This is a genomic window from Pseudomonas sp. RIT-PI-q (genome assembly GCF_001297125.1).
Lineage (GTDB): Bacteria > Pseudomonadota > Gammaproteobacteria > Pseudomonadales > Pseudomonadaceae > Aquipseudomonas.
In genome coordinates, this window is sequence record NZ_LHPC01000021.1 from 80,131 (window position 1) to 103,204 (window position 23,074).

Genomic DNA, 23,074 nt, shown 5'->3' on the forward strand with positions numbered 1-23,074 from the left:
CATCACTCTGAAACCTGCATTTGGTCGATTCACTCGTGCAATTGGCACTAAGCATAGGTCTGCCTTAAACGTCTATTTCGACAGTAAGCGCAGAGTCTGCTGGTACAGGTGTAACCTTTTGCAAGATAATCTGCCTTGCATTTGACGTCATGGCTTTGACGCGCTGGCTTTTTGGCTGGCGCATCTTTCTTATCGAACCAAAGACTCACCGTTTCAGGAGGCAGGATGCACAACGACGGGAATGTAGTGCCTTTGCACAAGGCGGCTACCGATCAGGCGACTCACTCGCCGCTCGCCCGCCTGCCTGTGACTCTGCTTCAGGTTCGCGACAAGGCCGCACAACAGCTCAGGCTGGCTTTGCAGGCGCTGTTCGATAACGCCGACGACACGTTGTTCGAAATGGCCGATCGGGCGCGCAATGACGTCGAACAGAATATTTTCTTCGAGGCCATGCGCGACTTGCGCCTCAAGCGGAAAAGCATCGAACGGGTTTTTCTCGAACACTTCTTCGAGGCGTTTGTCAGCCTCACCCAATACGACACCACACAAGCTGGCTTGCCCCAGGCATTGGCCTTCGACGCTTCGGTTCCGCAACCCAATGACGACATGGAGCGTAACGTGGCGGTGCAAGCCATGGTCAGTAAAGTGCTCAACCGCGACGGTTTCGCGCTCGGCCAGCTGACTGCCCGACTCAACGCCATGCTGGGTCGGGAGCTTGTCGATCAGCTCAACCCCATGGGGCCGGCGATGCTCTGTGAGTATTTCTTGCAGGCGGGGCGCCACCTGGGGGTGGAGATCAAGGTCAAGCTGATCATCCTCAAACTGTTTGAACGCTACGTGCTGAGCGGCGCCGATCAGCTCTACAGCGAAGCCAATCAATTACTGATCGCCACCGGCGTGTTGCCCGACCTCAAGCCTGCCCCGGCACGCCGGGCCACGGATCGTGCGGCCGCCAGTGTCCGTGAAGAAACTGCACCCACCGGCACTCGCGCCAGCAGCGCGCAGATCGACGACGGCGTGCAGGAAGTTTTCGCGGCGTTGCAGGAGCTGCTGCTGCACGTTCGCGGCAGCGTCGCGCCTACACTCGAGGCCAGTGCCCAGACCCAGCCAATTTCCACCCGCGACCTGCTGCGCCTGCTCTCGCACTTGCAGCAATACGTGCCGTCGCCGGCCGCCCAGGACGACTTCGACCTGCGTAACCAGCTCGAACAACTGCTGACCCGGGTCAGCGTTAAAAGCGGCAAGTCGCGGGTGGTCGGGGTGGCCGACGAAGACGTGATCAACCTGATCGCCATGCTCTTCGAAAGCATCCTCGACGACCGCAACCTGCCGGACTCTCTCAAGGCGTTGATTGGCCGCTTGCAGATCCCCATGCTGAAAGTGGCGGTGCTCGACAAAAGCTTCTTCAGCCGCAGCAGTCACCCGGCCCGGCGCCTGCTCAACGAAATCGCCACCGCTGCCTTGGGTTGGGGCGGGTGCGATGACCATCAGCGCGACAGCCTGTACCTGCGCATCGAGCAAGTGGTGCAGCGCTTGTTGAACGATTTTGGTGATGATCCGGCGATATTTTCCGAGCTGCTGGCGGACTTTCTTGCGTTCACCAGTGACGAGCGCCGTCGCAGCGAGTTGCTGGAGCAGCGCACCCGTGACGCCGAAGAGGGCCGCGCCAAAACCGAACTGGCCCGCCAGCGAGTCGAGCAGGCGCTGAACCGGGCGTTGCTGGGCAAAGTGCTACCGCAAGGCGTGGTAGCGTTTGTCCAGGAAGCCTGGAGCAAAGTGCTGCTGCTGACGTGCCTCAAATACGGCGATCAGTCGGCCGAGTGGCACGCCGATGTGCAGACCATGGAACAGTTGATCTGGAGCGTACAGCGCCACGACGAACCTGACGCGAGCTTGCGCCTGTTGGCCCTGGTGCCGGGGTTGCTCAAGTCATTGCGCGACGGATTGAGCAGTTCGGCGTTCGATCCGTTTGCCACCGGTGAGTTTTTCAGTGAACTGGAAACTTTGCATGTTCAGCTGTTCGAATCTCCGGGGCAAAAACATGAACAGCCTGCTGATGTGCCAGTGATGATCGAAGTGCGCGAGGAAATCGTCCTGCGGACCGCCGATGAAGGCCCGATCGAAACGCCTGCAATCCGTCTGCCGCCGGACGATGCGGGTTTGCTCCAAGTCGATCAGCTGCGCCCAGGGTGCTGGGTGGAGTTTCAGGAAGACCGGGAAAACACCCTGCGCTGCAAACTGGCGGCAATCATTGACGCCACCGGCAAATACATTTTCGTCGACCGCACCGGGATGAAAGTGCTGGAGCGCAGCCGCACTGGCCTGGCCCTGGAATTTCGCCGTGGTGTGGTGCGTGCGCTCGACGACACCTTGCTGTTCGACCGGGCCCTTGAGTCGGTGATCGGCAATTTGCGGCGCCTCAATCGCGGCAAGTGATCGCGCCCCGAGGGTCTATCGCGGCATACTGGGCACCACACAGTCGTCGTTGAAGGAACCTGTATGCAGTTGGACCTCGCGAGCGGTTGGTGTCAGGGCGTGTGTGTATGCCCTTCGCCCAACTTCAATGCGCGCCCCATGGGCGAAATTTCCCTGCTGGTGATTCACAACATCAGCCTGCCGCCAGCGCAATTCGCCACCGGCAAGGTGCAGGAATTTTTCCAGAATCGTCTGGATGTCACGGAGCATCCCTACTTTGAAGGGATTGCTGACCTGCGGGTATCTGCGCATTTTCTGATTGAGCGTGACGGCACAGTCACTCAGTTTGTCTCTTGTCTTGAGCGCGCCTGGCACGCCGGTGTCTCAAGCTTCGAAGGGCGGGAAACCTGTAACGATTTTTCCGTGGGCATCGAGCTTGAAGGCACGGATGATCTGCCGTTCACCGACGCTCAATATGACGCGTTGACGACCCTGACCCGGCAGCTGCAAAGCGCTTTCCCGGCCATCACCGCCCAACGCATCTGCGGGCACAGCGACATCGCACCCGGACGCAAAACCGATCCGGGGCCCGCATTCGACTGGGCACGCTATCGCGCGGCCCTGGTAATAGAGGAACAACAATGAGTTTTCTGGTGTTGCTGTTGGCGGTCTGGATCGAGAAGTTCTCGGCCCTGCGCCATCGGGTTCAGCGTGATGGCGGTTGGGTGCGCGAGTTGCACAAACTGGAATCGAGCCCGCGTCTGGCGAAAAGTCCGTGGCTGGTCCTGGTGGTGCTGGTGTTGTTGCCGGTAGCGCTGTTGGGTTTGCTGTTGCTGGTGCTGGAACCGGTTGGCTACGGTCTGCTGGCGTTGCCGGTGCACTTGCTGGTGGTGATTTACAGTCTGGGGCGTGGCGATTTGCTGGCCGGTCTCGGGCCGTTTCGTGACGCCTGGCGCCGGGAAGACCTGCAAGCCGCTGCCCATGTGGCAAAACGCGACGTGGATATCTGCGCCGACAGCGGCGAGCAATTGCTCGAACGGGTCGAGGGGCACTTGCTGTGGGAGGCTTATCAGAGCTTTTTTGCAGTGATTTTCTGGTACTTCCTGCTCGGCCCGGTCGCGGCGCTGAGCTATCGACTGCTGGCCCTGACCGAAGAACACGGGCAGAACCCGGCCGTGGTCGAACGCGCTACACAGTTGCGTCACGCGTTCGATTGGGTGCCGGTGCGTCTGCTGGCGGCGAGTTTTGCCCTGGTGGGTAACTTTGTCGCGGTGGGTCGTGTGATGGTGCACGAGCTGCTGAACTGGAACATCAGCGCCGCTCAGTTGATCGAGAAGGTCGGCCTGGTGGCCGGTGAGATTCCGGCCCCGGTGGTCGGGCCGGACGGCATCAACAACCTCGATCGGATCTGGGAGTTGCTACTGCGAGCCGCGGTGCTCTGGTATGCCGGTTTTGCGCTGTGGACTGTCTTGATCCGCTAGTCCCTGTAGGAGCGAGCTTGCTCGCGATGGACTCAAGAGCGTCGCGTTTATCCAGTAACCGCGCGGTATCGTTAACGTCCATCGCGAGCAAGCTCGCTCCTACAGTACCGTGTGTCTGCCGTTAACCTTAAGTTACAAAACCTCCCGCCGATTTAAGTTATACAGAGCTGGCGCCGAATAGTGGCTATCTGCTCTCGACCCGCGCCTGCCAATAAAAATAAGAAATCAAAGGGAGACTTCCAGTGAAGAGCTTGCTCTATCCCGCTGTCGCGCTGATGAACCGTCTGAGCTTCGGTATGAAGTTCAGCCTGATCAGCGTGCTGTTCCTGGTGCCGATGCTGGTGACCAACTTCTATCTGGTGCGCGATTCTTATCGCGAATTCCACGGCACTCGCGTCGAGCTGCAAAGCCTCGATCTGCTGGGCAGCAGCTTGACGTTGCGCCGCGATCTGGAAACCCTGAACAACCTGGTGCAGATCAACGTCACCCTCGGCCAGTCCGGCAAGGCCGGCAATGTCGAGTCGCAGATCAGCACCCTGGGGCAAAGCGTGTTGAGCCGTTTGCAAGGGTTGACGGCGATGACCACCGACCCGGAGCAAATCGCGGTTTTCGATACCAAGCGCGATGAAATGATCGCCGCGTTCAAGGCCCAACAAGCGGAAAGCTCCCTGCAAAGCAAAAGCGGGATGATCGCCAAGTTGCTCGGCAACGCGCAGATTTTCAGCCAGATCATCGCCAGTCAGGCTGGCCTCAGTCGCGACACGCAGAGCGACATGCGCCAGCTGAGCGAACTCATCACCAACGTCACGCCACCCGTTACCCAGTTGCTCGGTGAAGGTCGGGCGATGGGCTCGTTTTCGCTGGGGCAAGGGTTTCTCAATTCGGCGTCGAGCACCCGTTTCGATGAGCTGCTGGCGCAGATTGAAAAGCTCCAGGCCGAATACGGGCTGAAGTTGCAGGATGCCCTGGGCTCCAGCAAAGCCGCAAAAGAGGCCCTGGCGACCCAGGCTGAAAGCAGCAAGGCGTCGTTGAAAAAGGCCAGTGAGCTGTTTGAAGAGCAAGTGGTGATGGCGGACACGCTCGATGCGCCGTGGCAGGGTTTTTACGATCAGATTACGAGCCTGATGGACCAGACCTACCAACTCAATGAAGCGACCCTGAAGTTTCTCGGCAGCCAGTTGCAGCAACGCCTGGACCAGAACCGCACCCACATGGTGTTGCAAGCCGTGGCGCTGTCGGTGGTGTTTGTGTTGATCTTTTATCTCTACGGCGGTTTCTACGCCTCGACCCGCACCACCCTCAAGCGTCTGGGCGCCGTGATGGACAAAGTGGCGGCGGGCGACATGACCGTGACCTTCAGCGCCAACAGCCGCGGTGAACTGGGCGAGTTGGGCGAGGTGTTCAACGGCACCGTGAAGAAAATCCATGACCTGATCGAACGGGTGGGGCAGACCGTTAGCGAGGGCGAGCGGCAGGCCGGTCAGGTCGAGAATGTATCCGCCCAGAGCAACCAGGCCGTGGCGGGGCAGCGTTCGCAGATCGAGCAAGTCGCCACGGCGATGAACCAGATGTCGGCCACCTCGCTGGAAGTGGCACGCAGTGCCGCCGCCGCGGTCAGCAGCGCCCACAGCGTCAACGACGAGACCATTAGCGGTCGCGGCCTGGTGCAATCGCAACAAGGCAGCATCGCTGCGTTGGCCACTGAAATCGATCAATCGGTGTTGGTGATCAACCAACTGGCCAACGACAGCCAATCCATCAGCCGCGTACTGGAAGTGATCAAAAGCATCGCCGAACAAACCAACCTGTTGGCGCTGAATGCGGCCATCGAAGCCGCGCGGGCCGGTGAGCAGGGCCGTGGTTTTGCGGTGGTCGCGGATGAAGTCAGGACCCTCGCCAAGCGTACCCAGCAATCGACCGAAGAAATCGAGCAGATGATCGCCAAGCTGCACAGCGGCGTCGGTGCTGCGGTCAAGGCCATGGGCACCAGTCATCAGATGGCCAACGGCACGGTGGGGCAGTCGGAAAAGGTCCAGCAAGCGTTGGAAAACATCCTCGGCGCGGTCGGCATGATCGTTGATCAAAACCAGCAGATCGCCGCTGCGGTGGAACAGCAGACGGCCGTGGCGCACGACATCGACCAGAACATCGTCGAGATCAACCGCGCCGGCGAACGTACCGCCGAAGGCGCGCACCAGACCGAAGATGCGAGCCGTGCGTTGTCGGCGCAGGTGGTGGAACTCAAACAGTTGATCAGTGCGTTCCGCGTCTGAGGCCACACGCTGAATCAACTGTGGGAGCGGGCTTGCCCGCGATTGCGGACTGGCAGACAACATCAATGTTGAAGCTGATGGCCTCATCGCGGGCAAGCCCGCTCCCACAGTTTTTGCGCACAATCTGTAGTATTTATTTCCTCATCAGGTCAGAAGATTCCTGTTTTCTTCCGTAGGCTGGTTTATGGTCTTCAATGAAGGAAGATCTACAGACCGCATGGAGGAGGCCCGGTTATGTCTGCTGCAACAATTGGAGTCCAGGGGCACTGCGCCCATTGTGGGAGCACGCTGCTGCTCAAACCCTGGCAACTCAACGCTATCGCCATCAACGAGGCATTCACCTGTTGCCACTGCGAGAAAGCCTTGCAGTTGAACGATCCGCAACAGATCAAGCGCTTCAAGTCCCTCGACTCCCTGGCATGGCTGCGGGCGAGCACATTGGTCATGGTCTGCACCGCGTTGCTGGTGGCGTTGGTACTGGAGTGGGTCGGGATACTCAGCGTCGTCGAGCAGCTGAATTTTTCGCTACTGGCGATTTTCGTCTACTTCATCGTCATGCGGTTTGCCCGCCACCGGCACCACATGACGCTGACACTTGAAGCCGCCAAGGCTCACGTCAACTGATTACCAGTTAAACAGCTCACAGGTGTTGGCAGTGCTGGCGGCGGCCAATTGCTCAGGGCTGATCGCCATGATCGCGGCCAGTGCCGAGCAGATCGCCGGCAGATGCGCCGGGCTGTTGCGTTGACCGGGGAACATGGCGGGCGCCATGTCCGGTGAGTCGGTTTCCAGCACCACCGACTCAAGGGGCAACTCGGCGAGCACACGGTGCATGCGCAGCGCCTGTGGCCAGGTCGCGGCGCCGCCCAAGCCCAGTTTGAAACCGAGCTTGGTGTATTCGCGGGCTTCTTCCTTGCTGCCGGCGAAGGCGTGGATGATCCCCGCACGTTTCAAGCGAAACCGTTTGAGCGTGGCAATCACCGCCGCGTGGCTACGTCGCACGTGGATCAGCGCCGGCAGATTGAAGTCCACCGCCAGTTGCAGCTGCGCATCGAACAGCGCCTGCTGACGCTCGCGATCAAGGGTTTCGATGAAGTAGTCCAGGCCGATTTCACCCACCGCACACAGCTGCCGATGACCGGCCAGCCGCGTCAGCCAGTCGCCGAGTCCTGTCAGGTCTTCGGGGCGATGATCATCCAGATACACCGGGTGCAAACCGAATGCCGCATGCAGGTCGGGATCGCTCTGCACCAGGTCCCAAACCCGTTGCCAATTAGCCTGATAAACCCCCAGCACCACGATCCGCCGCACCCCGAGGGCGCGGCTTTCGGCCAGCAGCGCCTGACGATCCGCGTCGAAGTCGGGAAAATCCAGATGCGTGTGGGTGTCGATCAGCTCCACGGTTCAGTCCTGGTGAATACGCTGCTTGAACGTCCGCGCGATGGCCTGCACGCCGGGTTGGTAATCGGACTTCTCGATGGCAGCCAGAGCCAGTGCGAGGGCCTTGTCGGCGATCAGCTGATGTTGCTGGGCCATGGCGTTGACCGGCAACGGCAGAAAGTCCAGCAACTGCGTGTCGCCGAAGGTGCCGAGGCGCAGCGGACGGGTTCTCAGCGGGAAGTCATGCAGGGCGTCGAACACGCCTTGCAGCAGCACGTAGGAGGTAGTCACCAGCGCATCCGGCAAATGGCCCAGGCGCTGCAGCAACTCTTCCATCAATTGTTTGCCGCACTCGCGGCTGAACGACTCGCCGTGCTCGATCAGCACCTCGCCTTTGAACCCGGCCAGCGCCTCTTTGAACCCGCCGGCGCGCTCCTGGCTGATGCTCAATTCGGGGCGTGCACCGATCAGCGCGATCTGCTTGGGCAACGGGTCCAGTAGACTGCGGGTCAATTGCAGGCTCGCCTCGCGGTCGTCGCTGATCACCGAGCAGAAATGCTCGGGCTCCATGACCCGGTCGATGGCGATGATCGGAATGCCTTTGGCCTGTAACTGGTGATAACTGTCGTCACCGGCCGGCAGGCAACTGGCGACGATCAACGCATCGCAGCGTCGGGCGCGGAACAGTTTCAGCAGTTGCCGTTCGCTGTCCGGTGCATCATCGGAACTGGCGATCAACAGTTGATAGCCGCGAGCCCGGGCACCTTGCTCAAGCAATTTGGCGATCCGCGCGTAACTGGGGTTTTCCAGGTCCGGCAGGATGAAACCCAGGGTGCGGGTGTGCCGACTGCGCAGCCCGGCCGCTTGGGGATTGGGCGTGAAGCCATGTTGTTCGACGACCGCGCGCACGCGCTCGACGGTGGCGCTGCTGATCCGTTGCTGTTCTGCCTTGCCATTAATGACGTAGCTGGCGGTGGTAACGGACACACCGGCCAACTGGGCGATATCACTGAGTTTCAACCCGGGATTTCCTTGTTTGTTCGAGCTTGCCCCGACATTTTCGTCAATCCTACCCGATTCGGGCAGGCGACCATTGTCGCAACACTCCGACAAGTTGGACTTCAAGGATGGGACATTATCGAGTAACGTGCCAATCATTCTAGATTAAACGTTTCAGCAAGCGTATTTTCTACGTTATGGGCTCTTTGGACGGTTCTGCCGCGAAACCGCCAAAAGTGATGACCAAAAGCCTAAGCTGAATCATTCAAAACAATACCTGGCGCCATCAGGTGCCAAAAAGGAGAAAGCATGCTCGAGCTCACCATAGAGCAGATATCCATGGGCCAGTCGGCGGTGGATAAATCCGCAGCGTTGCACTTGCTGGCCCAGCATCTGGTCGCCGATGGCCTGGTCGCCGAGGGTTACCTCGCCGGTTTGCAGGCGCGCGAAGCCCAGGGCTCGACCTTTCTCGGTCAAGGTATTGCCATCCCCCACGGTACGCCCGACACCCGCGACCTGGTGTTTACCACCGGCGTGCGGCTGATGCAGTTCCCCGAGGGCGTGGATTGGGGTGACGGTCAGATCGTCTACCTGGCGATTGGTATTGCGGCCAAATCCGATGAACACCTGCGCCTGTTGCAACTGCTGACCCGCGCCCTTGGCGAAACCGATCTGGGCCAGGCCCTGCGCCGCGCCAGTTCCGCCGAAGCCTTGCTGAAACTGCTGCAAGGCGCGCCGCAGGAACTGGCGCTGGATGCGCAGATGATCGGCCTCGGGGTGTCCGCCGACGATTTCGAAGAGCTGGTTTGGCGCGGTGCGCGTTTGCTGCGCCAGGCCGACTGCGTGAGCAACGGTTTTTCCGCGGTGTTGCAGCAAGTCGAAGCACTGCCGCTGGGCGATGGCCTGTGGTGGTTGCACAGCGAACAAACGGTGAAGCGTCCGGGCCTGGCGTTCGTCACCCCGGACAAACCGATGCGCTATCTCGGCCAGCCGTTGAGCGGGCTGTTTTGCCTGGCCAGCCTCGGCGAAGCCCATCAGGCCTTGCTCGAACGCCTCTGTGCGTTGCTGATCGAAGGACGTGGCCACGAATTGGGCCGCGCCACCAGCAGCCGTAAAGTCCTTGAAGTGCTGGGTGGTGAGTTGCCGGCCGACTGGCCGAGCGCGCGTATTGCGCTGGCCAACGCTCACGGTTTGCATGCGCGGCCGGCCAAGATCCTCGCGCAACTGGCGAAAAGTTTTGAAGGCGAAATCCGCGTGCGCATTGTCGATGGCCAGGACAGCGCGGTGTCGGTGAAGAGCTTGAGCAAGCTGCTCAGCCTCGGTGCCCGTCGCGGTCAGGTGCTGGAATTCGTCGCCGAACCGAGTATCGCTGCCGATGCCTTGCCAGCCTTGCTCGCCGCCATCGAAGAAGGCCTCGGTGAAGAAGTCGAGCCGTTGCCGGCCGTCAGTCAGCAACGTGAAGTGATGGCCGACGTTGCCGAGGTATTGCTCGCACCGGCCTCCGGCAGTCTGGTTCAAGCCATCGCCGCCGCACCGGGCATCGCCATCGGCCCGGCGCATATTCAAGTGCTGCAAGCGATCGAATACCCGCTGCGCGGTGAGTCCGCCGCCATCGAGCGCGAGCGTCTGCAGCAGGCGTTGGCCGACGTGCGTCGTGATATCCAAGGGCTGATCGAGCGCAGCAAGTCCAAGGCGATTCGCGAGATTTTCATCACCCATCAAGAGATGCTCGACGACCCGGAACTCACCGATGAAGTCGACACCCGCCTCAAGCAAGGCGAAAGCGCCGAAGCGGCGTGGATGGCGGTGATCGAGGCCGCCGCCAAGCAACAGGAGTCGCTGCAGGACGCCTTACTCGCCGAACGTGCCGCCGACTTGCGCGACATCGGTCGTCGCGTGCTGGCGCAGCTTTGTGGTGTCGAGACCCCGAGCGAACCCGATCAACCGTACATTCTGGTGATGGACGAAGTCGGCCCGTCCGACGTTGCGCGTCTCGATCCGGCCCGTGTCGCCGGCATTCTGACCGCCCGTGGTGGCGCCACCGCTCACAGCGCCATCGTCGCGCGCGCCCTCGGCATTCCGGCATTGGTCGGCGCGGGTGCAGCGGTGCTGCTGCTGGCGCCGGGCACGCCGTTGTTGCTCGATGGCCAGCGCGGTCGTCTGCATGTGGACGCCGATGCAGCGACGTTGCAGCGCGCCACCGAAGAGCGCGACACCCGCGAACAACGGCTGAAAGCGGCCGCCGAACAACGTCATCAACCGGCACTGACCACTGACGGTCATGCAGTCGAAGTGTTCGCCAACATCGGCGAAAGCGCTGGCGTCACCAGCGCGGTGGAGCAGGGTGCCGAAGGCATTGGCCTGCTGCGTACCGAACTGATTTTCATGGCCCGCTCGCAGGCGCCGGACGAGGCCACTCAAGGAGTGGAATACCGTCGCGTCCTCGATGGCCTGGCCGGCCGTCCGCTGGTGGTGCGCCCCCTCGACGTCGGTGGTGACAAACCGCTGCCGTATTGGCCGAACGCGAAAGAAGAAAACCCGTTTCTCGGCGTGCGCGGCATTCGCCTGACCCTGCAACGCCCGCACATCATGGAAGCGCAATTGCGCGCCTTGCTGCGTGCTGCCGACAACCGGCCGCTGCGGATCATGTTCCCGATGGCTGGCAGCGTCGATGAGTGGCGTCAGGCCCGGGACATGACCGAGCGCCTGCGCCTGGAAATCCTGGTGGCGGATTTGCAGTTGGGGATCATGATCGAAGTACCGTCGGCGGCATTACTGGCGCCGGTACTGGCCAAAGAGGTCGATTTTTTCAGTGTCGGCACAAACGACCTGACCCAATACACCCTGGCCATCGACCGTGGTCACCCGACGTTGTCGGCCCAGGCGGACGGCTTGCATCCGGCGGTGCTGCAACTGATCGACATCACCGTGCGCGCGGCCCATGCCCATGGCAAGTGGGTCGGCGTGTGTGGCGAGCTGGCGGCCGAGCCGCTGGCGGTGCCGGTGCTGGTCGGTCTCGGTGTCGATGAACTCAGCGTCTCGGGTCGCAGCATTGCCGAGGTCAAGGCGCGCATCCGCGAACTCAGCCTGGCCCAGACCCAAACCCTTGCCCAACAGGCCCTGGCCGTGGGCAGCGCGAATGAAGTGCGCGCATTAGTGGAGGCTTTGTAATGGCCAAGATCCTGACCCTGACCCTCAACCCGGCGCTGGACCTTACCGTTCAGTTGCCGGTCCTTGCACCCGGTCAAGTCAACCGCAGCGACGAGATGCACACCCACGCCGCCGGCAAAGGCGTGAACGTGGCGCAGGTGCTGGCGGACCTTGGGCATCAGCTCACGGTCAGCGGTTTCCTCGGTGAAGATAACCTTCAAGCGTTCGAAACCCTGTTCGCCAAACGCGGGTTTGTCGACGCGTTCATCCGTGTACCCGGCGAGACCCGCAGCAACATCAAACTGGCGGAAAGCGCTGGGCGCATCACCGACATCAACGGTCCCGGACCCTTGGTCAGTGAAGCGGCGCAGCAGGCGTTGCTTGATCGATTGGATCACATTGCGCCCGGCCATGATGCGGTCGTCGTCGCAGGCAGCCTGCCCCAAGGCATCAGCCCGCTATGGTTGGAAGCGTTGGTTTTGCGCTTGAAAAATCTCGGCTTGAACGTGGCGCTGGACACCAGCGGTGAAGCGTTGCGGGCCGCGCTCAATGCCGGCCCGTGGCTGATCAAACCCACCACCGAAGAGCTGGCCGACGTGCTCGGTTGCGAGGTGGTTGCGGTCACGGCCCAGGCCGAAGCGGCGAGCCGCTTGCACGCGCAAGGCATCGAGCATGTGGTGATTTCCCACGGCGCTGATGGCGTGAATTGGTTCAGCGTCGGCTCGGCGATGCACGCGACGCCGCCCAAGGTCAGCGTGGTCAGCACGGTGGGCGCCGGCGATTCGTTGCTGGCCGGCATGCTCCACGGTTTGCTCAGTGCCGACACGCCTGAACAGACCTTGCGCACTGCCACGGCGATTGCCGCGATGGCGGTCACCCAGATCGGTTTCGGCATTGGCGATGCGGCGCAATTGGCGCGGCTCGAACAGGGCGTGCGCATCCGCACCCTGACAGAACAATAAGAGGGTTTGTCATGAAGTTAGCCATTGTTACGGCCTGCCCGAACGGCATGGTCACCAGTGTGCTGTGCGCGCGGTTGCTCGATGCAGCGGCTCAGCGTCAGGGCTGGAGCACCAGTGTCGAAGTCAACGATGCGGCGCATCCAGAACGACAATTGTCGGCAGCCACCATCGAGGCCGCCGAATGGGTCTTGCTGGTGACCAGCACGCCTGTGGACCTGTCGCGATTCGTCGGCAAACGCGTGTTCCAGAGTACCCCGGCTCAGGCGCTGCAAGATGTCGAAGCGGTGTTGCGCCGGGGTGCTGAAGAGGCTCGGGTTTACGTTGCTCCCGAAGCCGTCGTCGAGCCAGTTGAGGTCAGTAAAAGTGCTCCGCGCCTGGTCGCGATCACGGCCTGCCCAACCGGTGTCGCTCACACCTTCATGGCGGCCGAAGCCTTGCAGCAAACGGCCAAGCGTCTGGGCTACGATTTGCAGGTGGAAACCCAGGGCTCGGTCGGTGCGCGCAATCCTCTGAGCGCAGCGGCGATTGCCGATGCCGATGTGGTGCTGCTGGCCTGCGATATCGAAGTCGCCACCGAGCGTTTCGCCGGCAAGAAAATTTACCGTTGCGGCACCGGCATCGCGTTGAAACAAGCCGAAGCCACGTTGAACAAAGCCCTCGCCGAAGGCAAACAGGAAACGGCGGCAACCGGCGCCAAAGGTCCGGCCAAGCAAGAGAAAACCGGCGTCTACAAACACCTGTTGACCGGTGTGTCATTCATGCTGCCGATGGTGGTGGCGGGCGGGCTGATGATCGCCTTGTCGTTCGTCTTCGGCATCACCGCTTTCAAGGAGGAAGGCACCCTCGCCGCCGCCCTGATGCAGATCGGTGGCGAGACCGCGTTCAAGCTGATGGTGCCGTTGCTGGCGGGGTACATCGCCTACTCGATCGCTGACCGTCCGGGCCTGGCGCCGGGGATGATTGGTGGTCTGCTCGCCAGTACGTTGGGCGCCGGTTTTATCGGCGGGATCATTGCCGGTTTCATCGCCGGTTACGCGGCCCAGGCGATCAACCGTTATGCGCGATTGCCGCAAAGCCTTGAGGCGCTGAAGCCGATCCTGATCATTCCCTTGCTGGCGAGCCTGTTCACCGGTCTGGTGATGATTTATGTGGTCGGCAAACCGGTGGCCGGGATGCTGGCGGGGCTGACGCAGTTCCTCGACAGCATGGGCACCACCAACGCCATTCTGCTCGGCGTGCTGCTGGGCGGCATGATGTGCGTCGACCTCGGCGGGCCGATCAACAAGGCGGCTTATGCGTTCTCGGTGGGGCTGTTGGCGTCGCAGAGTTATGCACCGATGGCCGCGACCATGGCGGCGGGGATGGTGCCGCCGATTGGTCTGGGCATCGCCACGTTTATTGCCCGGCGCAAGTTTGCCCAGACCGAGCGCGAGGCCGGTAAAGCGGCGTTGGTGTTGGGCCTGTGTTTCATCTCTGAAGGGGCGATTCCGTTCGCCGCGAAAGACCCGTTGCGGGTGATTCCGGCGAGCATCGCCGGGGGGGCGCTGACCGGTGCGTTGTCGATGTATTTCGGCTGCAAGTTGATGGCGCCGCACGGTGGGTTGTTTGTGTTGGCGATCCCGAATGCGATCAATCATGCGCTGTTGTATCTGCTGGCGATTGTCGCCGGGAGTCTGCTGACGGCGGTGGCGTATGCAGTGCTCAAGCGGCCGGAAGTCGTTGAGTTGGCCATAGAACCCGTCAACGCCTGACACCCGCCCTTGTAGGAGCGAGGCTTGCCCGCGAAGACGGCCTGACAGTCAGCATCTTTGTTGAATGTTAAGCAGCCTTCGCGGGCAAGCCTCGCTCCTACAAGGGGAGTGTCATGTCGGTTTCATGTGTACATGCTTTAGTTTTTCCTTTTCAGGGAGAACACCATGAGCGAATTCGACCTCGGTCGCCGTCGTGTCATGCAAGCCGTTGGCGCCGGGCTGTTGTTGCCCGGTTGGGCGCCGGCGGTGATTGCCTCGGTCAAGGATCGGCCGCAACTCACCGATGGCGTGCAGTCTGGCGACCTGCTCGGCGACCGCGCGATGGTCTGGAGCCGCAGCGACCGTCCGGCGCGGATGGTGGTGGAATGGGACACTCGCAGCCTGTTCACCAATCCCCGGCGATTCGTCTCGCCTCTGGCCGATGCCCGCACCGATTTTACCGCTCGGGTCGAGCTCACCGGCCTGCCCGCCGACCAGGCGATTTTCTACCGTGTGCAGTTCGAAGACGCCCAGACCGGTGTCGCCAGCGAGCCCTGGTTCGGTCACTTGCGCAGCGTGCCGCAAACCCGTCGCGATATTCGTTTTGTCTGGAGCGGTGACACCGTCGGCCAGGGCTTCGGCATCAACCCGGACATCGGCGGCATGCGCATCTACGAAGCCATGCGCTTGCGCCTGCCAGACTTCTTTATCCACAGCGGCGACACCATCTACGCCGACGGCCCGGTGCCGGCGCAACTGCCCACCGAAAGTGGCCGCGTGTGGCGCAATATCACCAGCGAAGCCAAGAGCAAAGTCGCCGAAACCCTCGACGAGTATCGTGGCAATTACCGCTACAACCTGATGGACGAAAACATCCGTCGCTTCAACGCCGAAGTGCCACAGATCTGGCAGTGGGACGACCACGAAGTGGTGAACAACTGGTCCCCTGGCAAGCAATTGGATCTGCGCTACAAGAGCAAAGATATCCACAGCCTGGTCGGCCACGGGCGCCAGGCCTGGCTCGAATACGCACCGATGCGTTTGCAAAGCGCCGATGGCGGCGGGCGGATTTATCGCCAGCTCAGCTATGGGCCGTTGCTTGATGTGTTTGTCCTCGACCTGCGCAGTTATCGCGGAGCCAATGACGACAACCTCGGCGCCGTGAAACCCTTCCTCGGTCGTGAACAACTGGACTGGCTGAAAGCTTCGTTGAAAGCCTCCAATGCGCAATGGAAAGTCATCGCCGCCGACATGCCCATCGGCCTCGGTGTACCCGACGGTGAAGTGAGCCCCGGTGTGACACGTTGGGAAGCCGTGGCGAACGGCGACCCGGGATCGGCTCAGGGCCGTGAACTGGAAATCGCCGAGTTACTCGGTTTTCTGCGGGCACAACAGGTGCGCAATTTCGTGTTCCTGACGGCGGATGTGCATTACTGCGCGGCGCATCATTACCACCCGGACCGTGCAGCGTTCCAGGATTTCGAGCCGTTTTGGGAGTTTGTGGCGGGGCCCTTGATGCGGGGGGGTTCGGGGCTGCGCAGCTGGGGAAAACCTTTGGCCCTGGGGGGGGGTTTGAAAAGGCTCCACCGGCGCAGAACGCGTCACCGTTTGCCGGGTTTCAGTTTTTTGGCGAGGTGAATATCGATGGGCAGACAGGGGAGATGAGTGTGGTGTTGCGCGATCTCGATGGGGTGGCGGTGTTTGAGCAGCGATTGCAACCCGCTTGACCTGTTGGAGCCGGCTTGCTGGCGATGGCGGTTTTGAAATCGCCTTCGCCAGCAAGCCGGCTCCTACAGGTCAAGGTGGGTCAGTAGACGTCGCGGCGGTAGCGGCCCTGTTCGATCAGGCGGTCGACCTCTGGGATGCCGAGGATTTCGTTGAGCACGTGGTCCACGCCGGAAGCCATCCCTTGCAAGCTGCCGCAGATGTAGATCACGGCGCCGTCCGCCAGCCATTGCTTCAACACGTCCGCCGATTCGCGCAGGCGATCCTGCACGTAGATTTTCTCGGCCTGATCCCGCGAGAACGCGAGGTCGAGGCGCTCCAGATCACCTGAAATCAACCAGTCTTCCAGCTCGTCGCGGCACAGGTAGTCGTGCTCGCGATGGCGCTCGCCGAACAACAGCCAATGCCGTTGCTGGCCGTCGGCAATCCGCGCCTTGAGCAAGCTGCGCAGCCCGGCCAGCCCCGTGCCGTTGCCCAGCAGGATCATCGGCACCGGTTCGCTCGGCAGATGGAAACCGCTGTTGCGTCGTACGCGCAGGCTGATGGTGCTGCCCACCGGGGCATGTTCGGTCAACCAACCGGAGCCGATGCCGAGACTGCCGTCGGGATGCAGTTCCTGACGCACGATCAATTCGAGCACGCCGTCGGCGGCGATCGAGGCGATGGAGTATTCGCGCATGGCCAACGGCACCAACGCACTTACCAGTGCCTGGGCATGCAGACCGACCAGATGCGTTCTGTTCTCCGGCAGTTGCCGAGTGGCCAGGGCTTGCTCCAGCGATTGCGACAGGCCGTCGAGCTCAACCGTGGCCCGGCCATCAATCCCCAGGCCATCGAGGAAATGCTCGATGGCCCACGGGCAATTGCGCGGCAACACTTCCACCAGATCACCGGCCAGCCAACTGCTGGTGGTCGGGGCGGTCAGGCCCAAAAGGTAAACCCCCGAAGCACTGCTGTCAGGGTTGAGCAACTCACGGCGAGTCAGCGTCCAGTTGTCATAGCTCGGCGCTTGCCAGGTGTCCACGGGCGCCTGTCCGGTCAGCAGACCGAGTTGCTGCTGCCAGTGACGCAAGGCGTAAGGGTCGCCGCTGTCGACTTCCACCGGGGCGAACAGCGTCTTGCCGCCGTGTTCACCGAGCCAGCCATGCAAGCGTCGGGCGAAGCCGCAGAAGTGTTGATATTGCCGATCACCGAGTCCGAGCACGGCATAGTTGAGGCTCTCCAGGCTCAAGGCCCGGCCCAGCACTTTGCGTTCAAAACTCCGGGCGCTGTCCGGCGCTTCACCGTCACCGAAGGTGCTGACCACGAACAGCGCATGGTCGGAGTCACGCAAATCCTGTTCGCTGACATTCGCCAGCGGCGAAACCTTCACCGGCAGGCCGGCCGCCTGCAATTGGCCGGCGGTCTGCCACGCCAGTTGCTCGGCGAACCCGCTCTGGCTGGCGAAACCGATCAACCAGGCCGGTGCATCGCTGCCCGGTTGCACGAGGCCTTTGCGCGCGTCCTTGATCTGCTTTTTCTTGCGGCGACGGTCGAGGTACAGCAACCAACCGGTGACAAAAAACAGCGGCATGGTCAGTGCACTGACCGTCAGGATGATCCGCCCGACGATGCCGAAATAGCTGCCGACGTGCAGCGCATAAATACTGGTCAGCAGTTGCGCCTTGAAGCTCTTGTCGCTGTAACGGTCAACCCGCTTGACCACGCCGGTTGCCGGGTCGAGGCTGATCTGGTTCAACGCGCGATCATGCGGCGAGGTGTTCAGCAGGTAGAACACGGTCGCCGGTTGCCCGGCCACGGGCGGCATACGGATGTTGTAGGCGGACAGGTTCGGGCCGGCAGCGCTGTAGATGCTGCTCCACATCGCCGCGTAATCGGCGGTGGGCGCCGGACCACTCGGCGCAGGGCCACGGCCACCGCGAACGCGTTCGTTTTGCGGCGCATCGGAAAGCAGTCGGGTCAGGCCTTTGTTGTACCACTCATAGGACCAGGACAATCCGGTCAGCGCCGCGAGGAGGTAAAACACCAGGCACCAGGTGCCGGCCACCGAGTGCAAATCCCAGTTGAAGCTGCGGCCCTTTTTCTTCCAGTCGAGGGTCAGCCAGGCACGCCAGCTGTTCCACTGGCGCGGCCAGCGCAGGTACAGGCCGGACAGGCAAAAGAACACCAGAATCAGCGTGCAGGCACCGGTGATTTGCCGACCGGTATCGCCCATGGCGAGGAAGCGGTGCAGTTGCAACATGAAGCCGAAGAAGTCTTCGCCGACGGCATGGCCCATGAATTCGGCGGTGTACGGGTTGAAGTAGCGCATCTCGCCACGGCGTTCACCCGGTGGCGGGGTAAAGGACACTCGCGCAGCGTTGCCGCTGTCGGTCTCGACCCAGATCATTGCGACTTTCTTGCCCGAGGCGCCTTCGATTTTCTCCACCAGTTCGACTGGCGGCAGCACGCCGGCGACCTGTTTTTCGACCTGCAGCACTGAAGGGTTCAAAGCCGCCAGGATCTCATCCTCAAACGACACCGTCGCCCCGGTGATGCCCATCAGGGCCAGGACCAGCCCGGCGCTGATGCCGAAAAACCAGTGCAGCTGGAACAGGGTTTTCTTCAACACGTCGCTCGCCTTGTTCGTTCAAAAATAGTCATCACGGCGCGCATTATGCCGTGGGTTGTCGAGAAACATTCTTTCTTACGCACAAAAGCCCCGTTCATGTAGATGAACGGGGCTCAATTCTGTAGGAGCGAGCTTGCTCGCGAAGGTCGTCAACGATGACGCGGTAAACCTGACCCCGCGTCGTTCTTGAGTTTTTCGCGAGCGAGCTCGCTCCTACAGCGGTGGTTAGAAGTGGAAGTTGGTGCTCAGCAAAGCAGTGCGGCCCGCCGCCTGGTTGGCGAAGTGAGTCGAGAAGGCCTTGTCGTAGTAGGTTTCGTCGGTCAGGTTCTGCACGTTCAATTGCAGATCCACGTTTTTGCTCAGCTTGTAGGCGGCCATTGCATCGTAGCGAACGTAGGAATCAACCATGGTGGTGTTGGCTGCGCTACCGAACACGTCGTCAACATAGAACGCGCCGCCGCCGATGGTCAGCTTTGGCGTGACTTGGTAAGTCGTCCACAGGCTGGCACTGTTCTTCGGTGTGTTCGGCAGTTCGTTGCCATCGTTGGCTTTGTTGGCCGGCAAATCGCCGCCATCCACTTGCTCGCTGTCCATGTAGGCATAACCGGCGAACACCTGCCATTTGTCGGTGAGCTTGCCGGTGGCCGACAGCTCGAAACCTTGAACGCGGGTTTTGCCGACGTTTTCGTACGTGGTGGTGTTGGTTTGCACCCGAGCGTTGTCTTTCTCGGTGCGGAAGATGTCCGCCGTCAGCGACAGACGATCGTTGAGCAGATCCCACTTGGTGCCGATTTCGTAGTTCTTGGTGGTTTCCGGCTCCATGTCGCTGCCCAGCAGGTTGCCGTTGCGATCTGGGGTGCCGCCCAGCGGGTTGCCATCCTGACCTTCGCCGAGGCTGGAGCCTGGCGGCGTGGCGGACGTCGCATAGGAGGCATAGATGCTGCCGTTTTCCGCGGGCTTGTAGACTACGCCGAACTGACCGGTGACGAACTCGCTGGTGTCGTCGCCCTTGGACGTGGTGTTGCCTGCTGCCGTGTAGGTTTTGTACTCGGTGTCAAAATGGTCGTAGCGCAGGCCCATGTTCACCAGCCACTGCTCGGACAGCTCCAGGGTGTCGAACACATACAGCGCGTACGTGTCGGCCTTGGTGGTGGTGCCGGCGTAGTTACGCGAAATTGCACCGTTCCATGGATCGCTCGGGGTCGGGTTGGACAACGAGGTGCAGTTGAAGCCGCTGGGTGCACCGATCAATGCAGGGTTGCAGTTGGTCGTTACAGCCGCTGTGCCTGGGGTGGTGTCGGTGTTGACGCTGTACGAAGATTTTTTGCTTTCTTCGTGGCTGAACTCGACGCCAGTGGCGAAGCTGTTCTTGAACCCGGCGATGTAGAAATCACCAAACAGGTCGGTCTGGTTCGTTGTCGTCTCGGTGTTGCTCACGCGAGTGTTGGCCCGACGCCAGACGCTGCCATTGTTGACGTTGCCCTTGCTGTCGTCCGGCTGGGTCAGGATGTAATCCTGCATGCTGGTGCCGTGGCGCAGGGTGTTCTTGACGGTCAGCGCGTCGTTCAGGTCGTGCTCGATGGCGAAGGTCGCGGTGTCGACGCGAGTCTTGCGGAAGTCGCGGCCGTCGAGACCATAGAAGTTGCTGCTGTCGCCGCCGTCGTCAGGCTTGTCCGGGTTGGACTTGGTGCGAGCAGTCGAGCCTGCGACCGGGATCGAGTAAGGAATGCCCGAATCAGGCGTGTCGTTGCTTTCCAGATGGTAGTAGTCGAGGTTGACCCGGGTGTCGGTGCCCAGGCCGAAGGCCAGCGACGGCGCGATGCCCCAACGGTCGTAATCGACGCTGTCACGGCCGGCGACGTTGCTTTCGTGGCTCATCAGGTTAAGACGGCCTGCGGCGGTGTCAGTGAACTGGTAGTTGCCGTCGAAGGTGTAGCGCTGGGTCTGGTCGGAGCCCCAGGTGAAGCCGCCATCAAGCGAGTCACCCAAGTGAGCCTTTTTGCTCACCAGGTTGATGCTGCCGCCCGCCGCACCACGGCCGCCGATAGCCGAGTTCGGGCCTTTGCTGACTTCGATCGATTCTACGGCGAAGATTTCACGGCTCTGCGAGCCGGTATCGCGCACGCCGTCCAGGTACGTATCGCCCTGGGCATCGAAGCCGCGAATGAAGGGACGGTCGCCTTGCGGGTTGCCGCCTTCTCCGGCACCAAAGGTGATGCCGGGAACGGTGCGCAGCGCGTCCTGCATGTTCAGGGCGCCGGTGTCCTTGAGCACTTGTTGCGGAATGACGGTGATTGAGCGCGGTGTGTCCACCAGCGGCGCGGTGTACTTGGGTGAGGAGGCTTTTTCGACGTTGTAGGAAGTCGAGTCCTGAGCTTCACCAGTGATCGCGGTAGCGCCCAGGGAAATGGTGTTGCCCGGTGCTTTTTCGTCGGTTTTTTCAGCTGCGAAAACCATGTGGCCCGCGGAGCTGGCAGTGATCGCCACGCCAATTGCAGAAGCGAGTAAACGCGGTGAACTGACCGGTAGTTGTGGTTGTTGGCGTGACATTTTTATTCCCCTCCCCAAGGATTTGAGGCCGCGGAATATAGGGTAAACAGGTATTTGTATCAATTGCGAAACTTTACTATTTGCACTGAATTTACATTCTTTACAATTTACCCTTACGGTTTTTGCTGTTTCATTCGTCTCTGGGGTTTTACACGGGCAATAAGAATCAATACCATTGGCGCCTCTTTGTCTTCAGGTGTCATCCCCATGCTGCTGCACATTCCCGGCGTGTTCGCGAAAGAACAAGTGCAGCGCATTCGCGAGGCTCTGGAACAGGCCGATTGGGCCGACGGCAAAATTACCGCCGGTTATCAGTCGGCCAAAGCCAAGCACAATCTGCAACTGCCCGAGGGCCATCCGCTGGCGAAGGAAATCGGCGCGGCGATGCTTGAGCGGTTGTGGGGAAATCCGTTGTTCATGTCAGCCGCGTTACCGCACAAGGTCTTCCCTCCGTTGCTGAACTGTTACACGGCCGGCGGCAGTTTCGACTTTCACATCGACAACGCCGTGCGTCAGCCCAAGGGCAGCATCGAGCGGGTCCGTACCGATTTGTCGGCGACGCTGTTTTTCAGCGAGCCGCAGGACTACGACGGTGGCGAACTGGAAATCCAGGACACCTTCGGCACCCAACGCGTGAAGCTGCCGGCCGGCGACATGGTCCTGTATCCGGGAACCAGCCTGCACAAGGTCAACGCCGTGACTCGCGGCACGCGGTATGCCTCGTTCTTCTGGACCCAAAGCCTGGTCCGTGAAGACAGCCAGCGTGCGTTGCTGTTCGAGATGGACGGGGCGATTCAACAGCTGACCCAGGACATGCCCGACCATCCTTCGCTGATTCGTCTGACTGGCACGTATCACAACCTGTTGCGGCGTTGGGTCGAGGTATGAGTTTCCAACTGCGCCGCGAAGAAGTGCTCGACGGTGATCGGCTCAAAGCCATGCTCGATGAAAGCCCCGCCCGAGCGGCCCAGGCGATTCTGCTCGCGGCCCGCGAAGGTGTGCTCGATGCCCAGGCCTTGCTTGGGCAGATTCTGCTGGACGGGCAGGGCATCGCGCAGGATCAGCCGCTGGCCGCGCGCTGGTTCGAAATCGCCGCCAACGGTGGACACCTGATGGCGCGCAACATGCTCGGTCGTTGTCATGAGCACGGTTGGGGCTGCAACGCCAACGCCTCGGTTGCCGCCAGGCATTACCGTCAGGCGGCCGAGGCCGGGCTGGATTGGGCGATGTACAACTACGCCAACCTGCTGGCGACCGGACGCGGGGTGATTGAGGATCAGGCGCAAGCGCTGAATCTTTATCGCCGCGCTGCTGACCTGGGCCATGCAAAGTCGATGAACCTGCTGGGGCGTTATCTGGAAGAAGGGCGCGTATGCCCGGCTGATCCGCAGGCTGCACGTGACTGGTATCGACGTTCGGCGGTGGGCGGGGATTTTCGTGGGCAGTTCAGTTATGCCGCGGTGCTGGCGGATGAAGGGCATATCGATGAGGCGCTGGACTGGTTGCGCAAGGCACTGGCCGGCGGCAATCTGAATTTTCTGCGGGTGGCGAGCAAAGCGCTGCTGAATGCGCCGAATCCACAGATTCGCGCCCTGGCCTCCGATTATGCCCGGCGCCACGCCGACCTGACACAGGAATCCACCCCCCCGTAGGAGCTGTCGAGTGCAACGAGGCTGCGATCTTTTGATCTCGCTTTAAAAACAAAGTCAAAAGATCGCAGCCTCGTTGCACTCGACAGCTCCTACAGGGGGAGTGGTGGATTTTAGGTGTAAAAAAGCCCATGACAGGTCATGGGCTT

The 23,074-nt window shown here is 61.2% G+C and carries 14 protein-coding genes and 1 pseudogene; 11 read left to right on the forward strand and 4 right to left on the reverse strand.

Annotated elements, in window-relative coordinates; translation table 11 throughout:
- Positions 1-225 precede the first annotated feature (225 nt).
- The 5 genes from AEQ67_RS07170 (at position 226) to AEQ67_RS07190 (ending at position 6,793) form a co-directional block, all read left to right on the forward strand.
- The gene (locus AEQ67_RS07170; protein ID WP_059403192.1) at positions 226-2,436 is read left to right on the forward strand and encodes a DUF1631 domain-containing protein; all 2,211 of its coding nucleotides are present in this window, start codon (positions 226-228) and stop codon (positions 2,434-2,436) included.
- Positions 2,437-2,499: 63 nt separating this feature from the next.
- Positions 2,500-3,060, forward strand: coding sequence for a 1,6-anhydro-N-acetylmuramyl-L-alanine amidase AmpD (ampD, locus tag AEQ67_RS07175; RefSeq protein WP_059403193.1), 561 nt, complete (start codon positions 2,500-2,502; stop codon positions 3,058-3,060).
- Positions 3,057-3,896, forward strand: a complete 840-nt coding sequence (gene ampE / locus AEQ67_RS07180; RefSeq protein WP_059403194.1) for a regulatory signaling modulator protein AmpE — start codon at positions 3,057-3,059, stop codon at positions 3,894-3,896. The genes ampD and ampE overlap by 4 nt, the downstream gene beginning before the upstream one ends.
- Before the next feature lie 242 nt (positions 3,897-4,138).
- On the forward strand, positions 4,139-6,169 hold the full coding sequence (locus tag AEQ67_RS07185) for a methyl-accepting chemotaxis protein (protein ID WP_059403195.1): 2,031 nt from the start codon (positions 4,139-4,141) through the stop codon (positions 6,167-6,169).
- 234 nt (positions 6,170-6,403) lie between these two features.
- Positions 6,404-6,793, forward strand: coding sequence for a hypothetical protein (locus AEQ67_RS07190; RefSeq protein WP_059403196.1), 390 nt, complete (start codon positions 6,404-6,406; stop codon positions 6,791-6,793).
- Here the strand turns inward: AEQ67_RS07190 and AEQ67_RS07195 are convergent, their stop codons facing one another.
- Both AEQ67_RS07195 and cra read right to left on the reverse strand, forming a co-directional pair.
- A complete protein-coding gene (locus AEQ67_RS07195; RefSeq protein WP_059403197.1) occupies positions 6,794-7,570 on the reverse strand; it encodes a TatD family hydrolase in 777 nt (258 codons plus the stop codon).
- A 3-nt stretch (positions 7,571-7,573) separates the two neighbouring features.
- Positions 7,574-8,569, reverse strand: a complete 996-nt coding sequence (gene cra, locus AEQ67_RS07200; protein ID WP_059403198.1) for a catabolite repressor/activator — start codon at positions 8,567-8,569, stop codon at positions 7,574-7,576.
- Positions 8,570-8,857: 288 nt separating this feature from the next.
- Here cra and ptsP point away from each other — a divergent pair, with 288 nt between their 5' ends.
- The 4 genes and pseudogenes from ptsP (at position 8,858) to AEQ67_RS07220 (ending at position 16,117) form a co-directional block, all read left to right on the forward strand.
- Positions 8,858-11,719: a phosphoenolpyruvate--protein phosphotransferase gene (gene ptsP / locus AEQ67_RS07205; RefSeq protein ID WP_059403199.1), complete on the forward strand. Its 2,862-nt coding sequence runs from the start codon at positions 8,858-8,860 to the stop codon at positions 11,717-11,719.
- A complete protein-coding gene (gene pfkB, locus AEQ67_RS07210) occupies positions 11,719-12,660 on the forward strand; it encodes a 1-phosphofructokinase (protein ID WP_059403200.1) in 942 nt (313 codons plus the stop codon). The genes ptsP and pfkB overlap by 1 nt, the downstream gene beginning before the upstream one ends.
- Positions 12,661-12,671: 11 nt before the next feature.
- Entirely contained in the window at positions 12,672-14,411 is a 1,740-nt protein-coding gene (locus tag AEQ67_RS07215) for a PTS fructose-like transporter subunit IIB (protein ID WP_059403201.1), read from the forward strand.
- A gap of 165 nt (positions 14,412-14,576) precedes the next feature.
- A pseudogene (locus tag AEQ67_RS07220) lies at positions 14,577-16,117 on the forward strand (alkaline phosphatase D family protein).
- Positions 16,118-16,197: 80 nt separating this feature from the next.
- Here the strand turns inward: AEQ67_RS07220 and AEQ67_RS07225 are convergent.
- Both AEQ67_RS07225 and AEQ67_RS07230 read right to left on the reverse strand, forming a co-directional pair.
- The gene (locus AEQ67_RS07225) at positions 16,198-18,726 is read right to left on the reverse strand and encodes a PepSY domain-containing protein (RefSeq protein ID WP_059403202.1); all 2,529 of its coding nucleotides are present in this window, start codon (positions 18,724-18,726) and stop codon (positions 16,198-16,200) included.
- A gap of 225 nt (positions 18,727-18,951) precedes the next feature.
- Positions 18,952-21,276: a TonB-dependent receptor gene (locus AEQ67_RS07230; RefSeq protein ID WP_059403203.1), complete on the reverse strand. Its 2,325-nt coding sequence runs from the start codon at positions 21,274-21,276 to the stop codon at positions 18,952-18,954.
- A 207-nt stretch (positions 21,277-21,483) separates the two neighbouring features.
- Between AEQ67_RS07230 and AEQ67_RS07235 the strand changes: the two genes are divergently transcribed.
- Positions 21,484-22,164, forward strand: a complete 681-nt coding sequence (locus tag AEQ67_RS07235) for a Fe2+-dependent dioxygenase (protein WP_059403204.1) — start codon at positions 21,484-21,486, stop codon at positions 22,162-22,164.
- On the forward strand, positions 22,161-22,928 hold the full coding sequence (locus AEQ67_RS07240) for a tetratricopeptide repeat protein (RefSeq protein WP_059403205.1): 768 nt from the start codon (positions 22,161-22,163) through the stop codon (positions 22,926-22,928). Before AEQ67_RS07235 ends, AEQ67_RS07240 begins: the two co-directional genes overlap by 4 nt.
- Positions 22,929-23,074 lie beyond the last annotated feature (146 nt).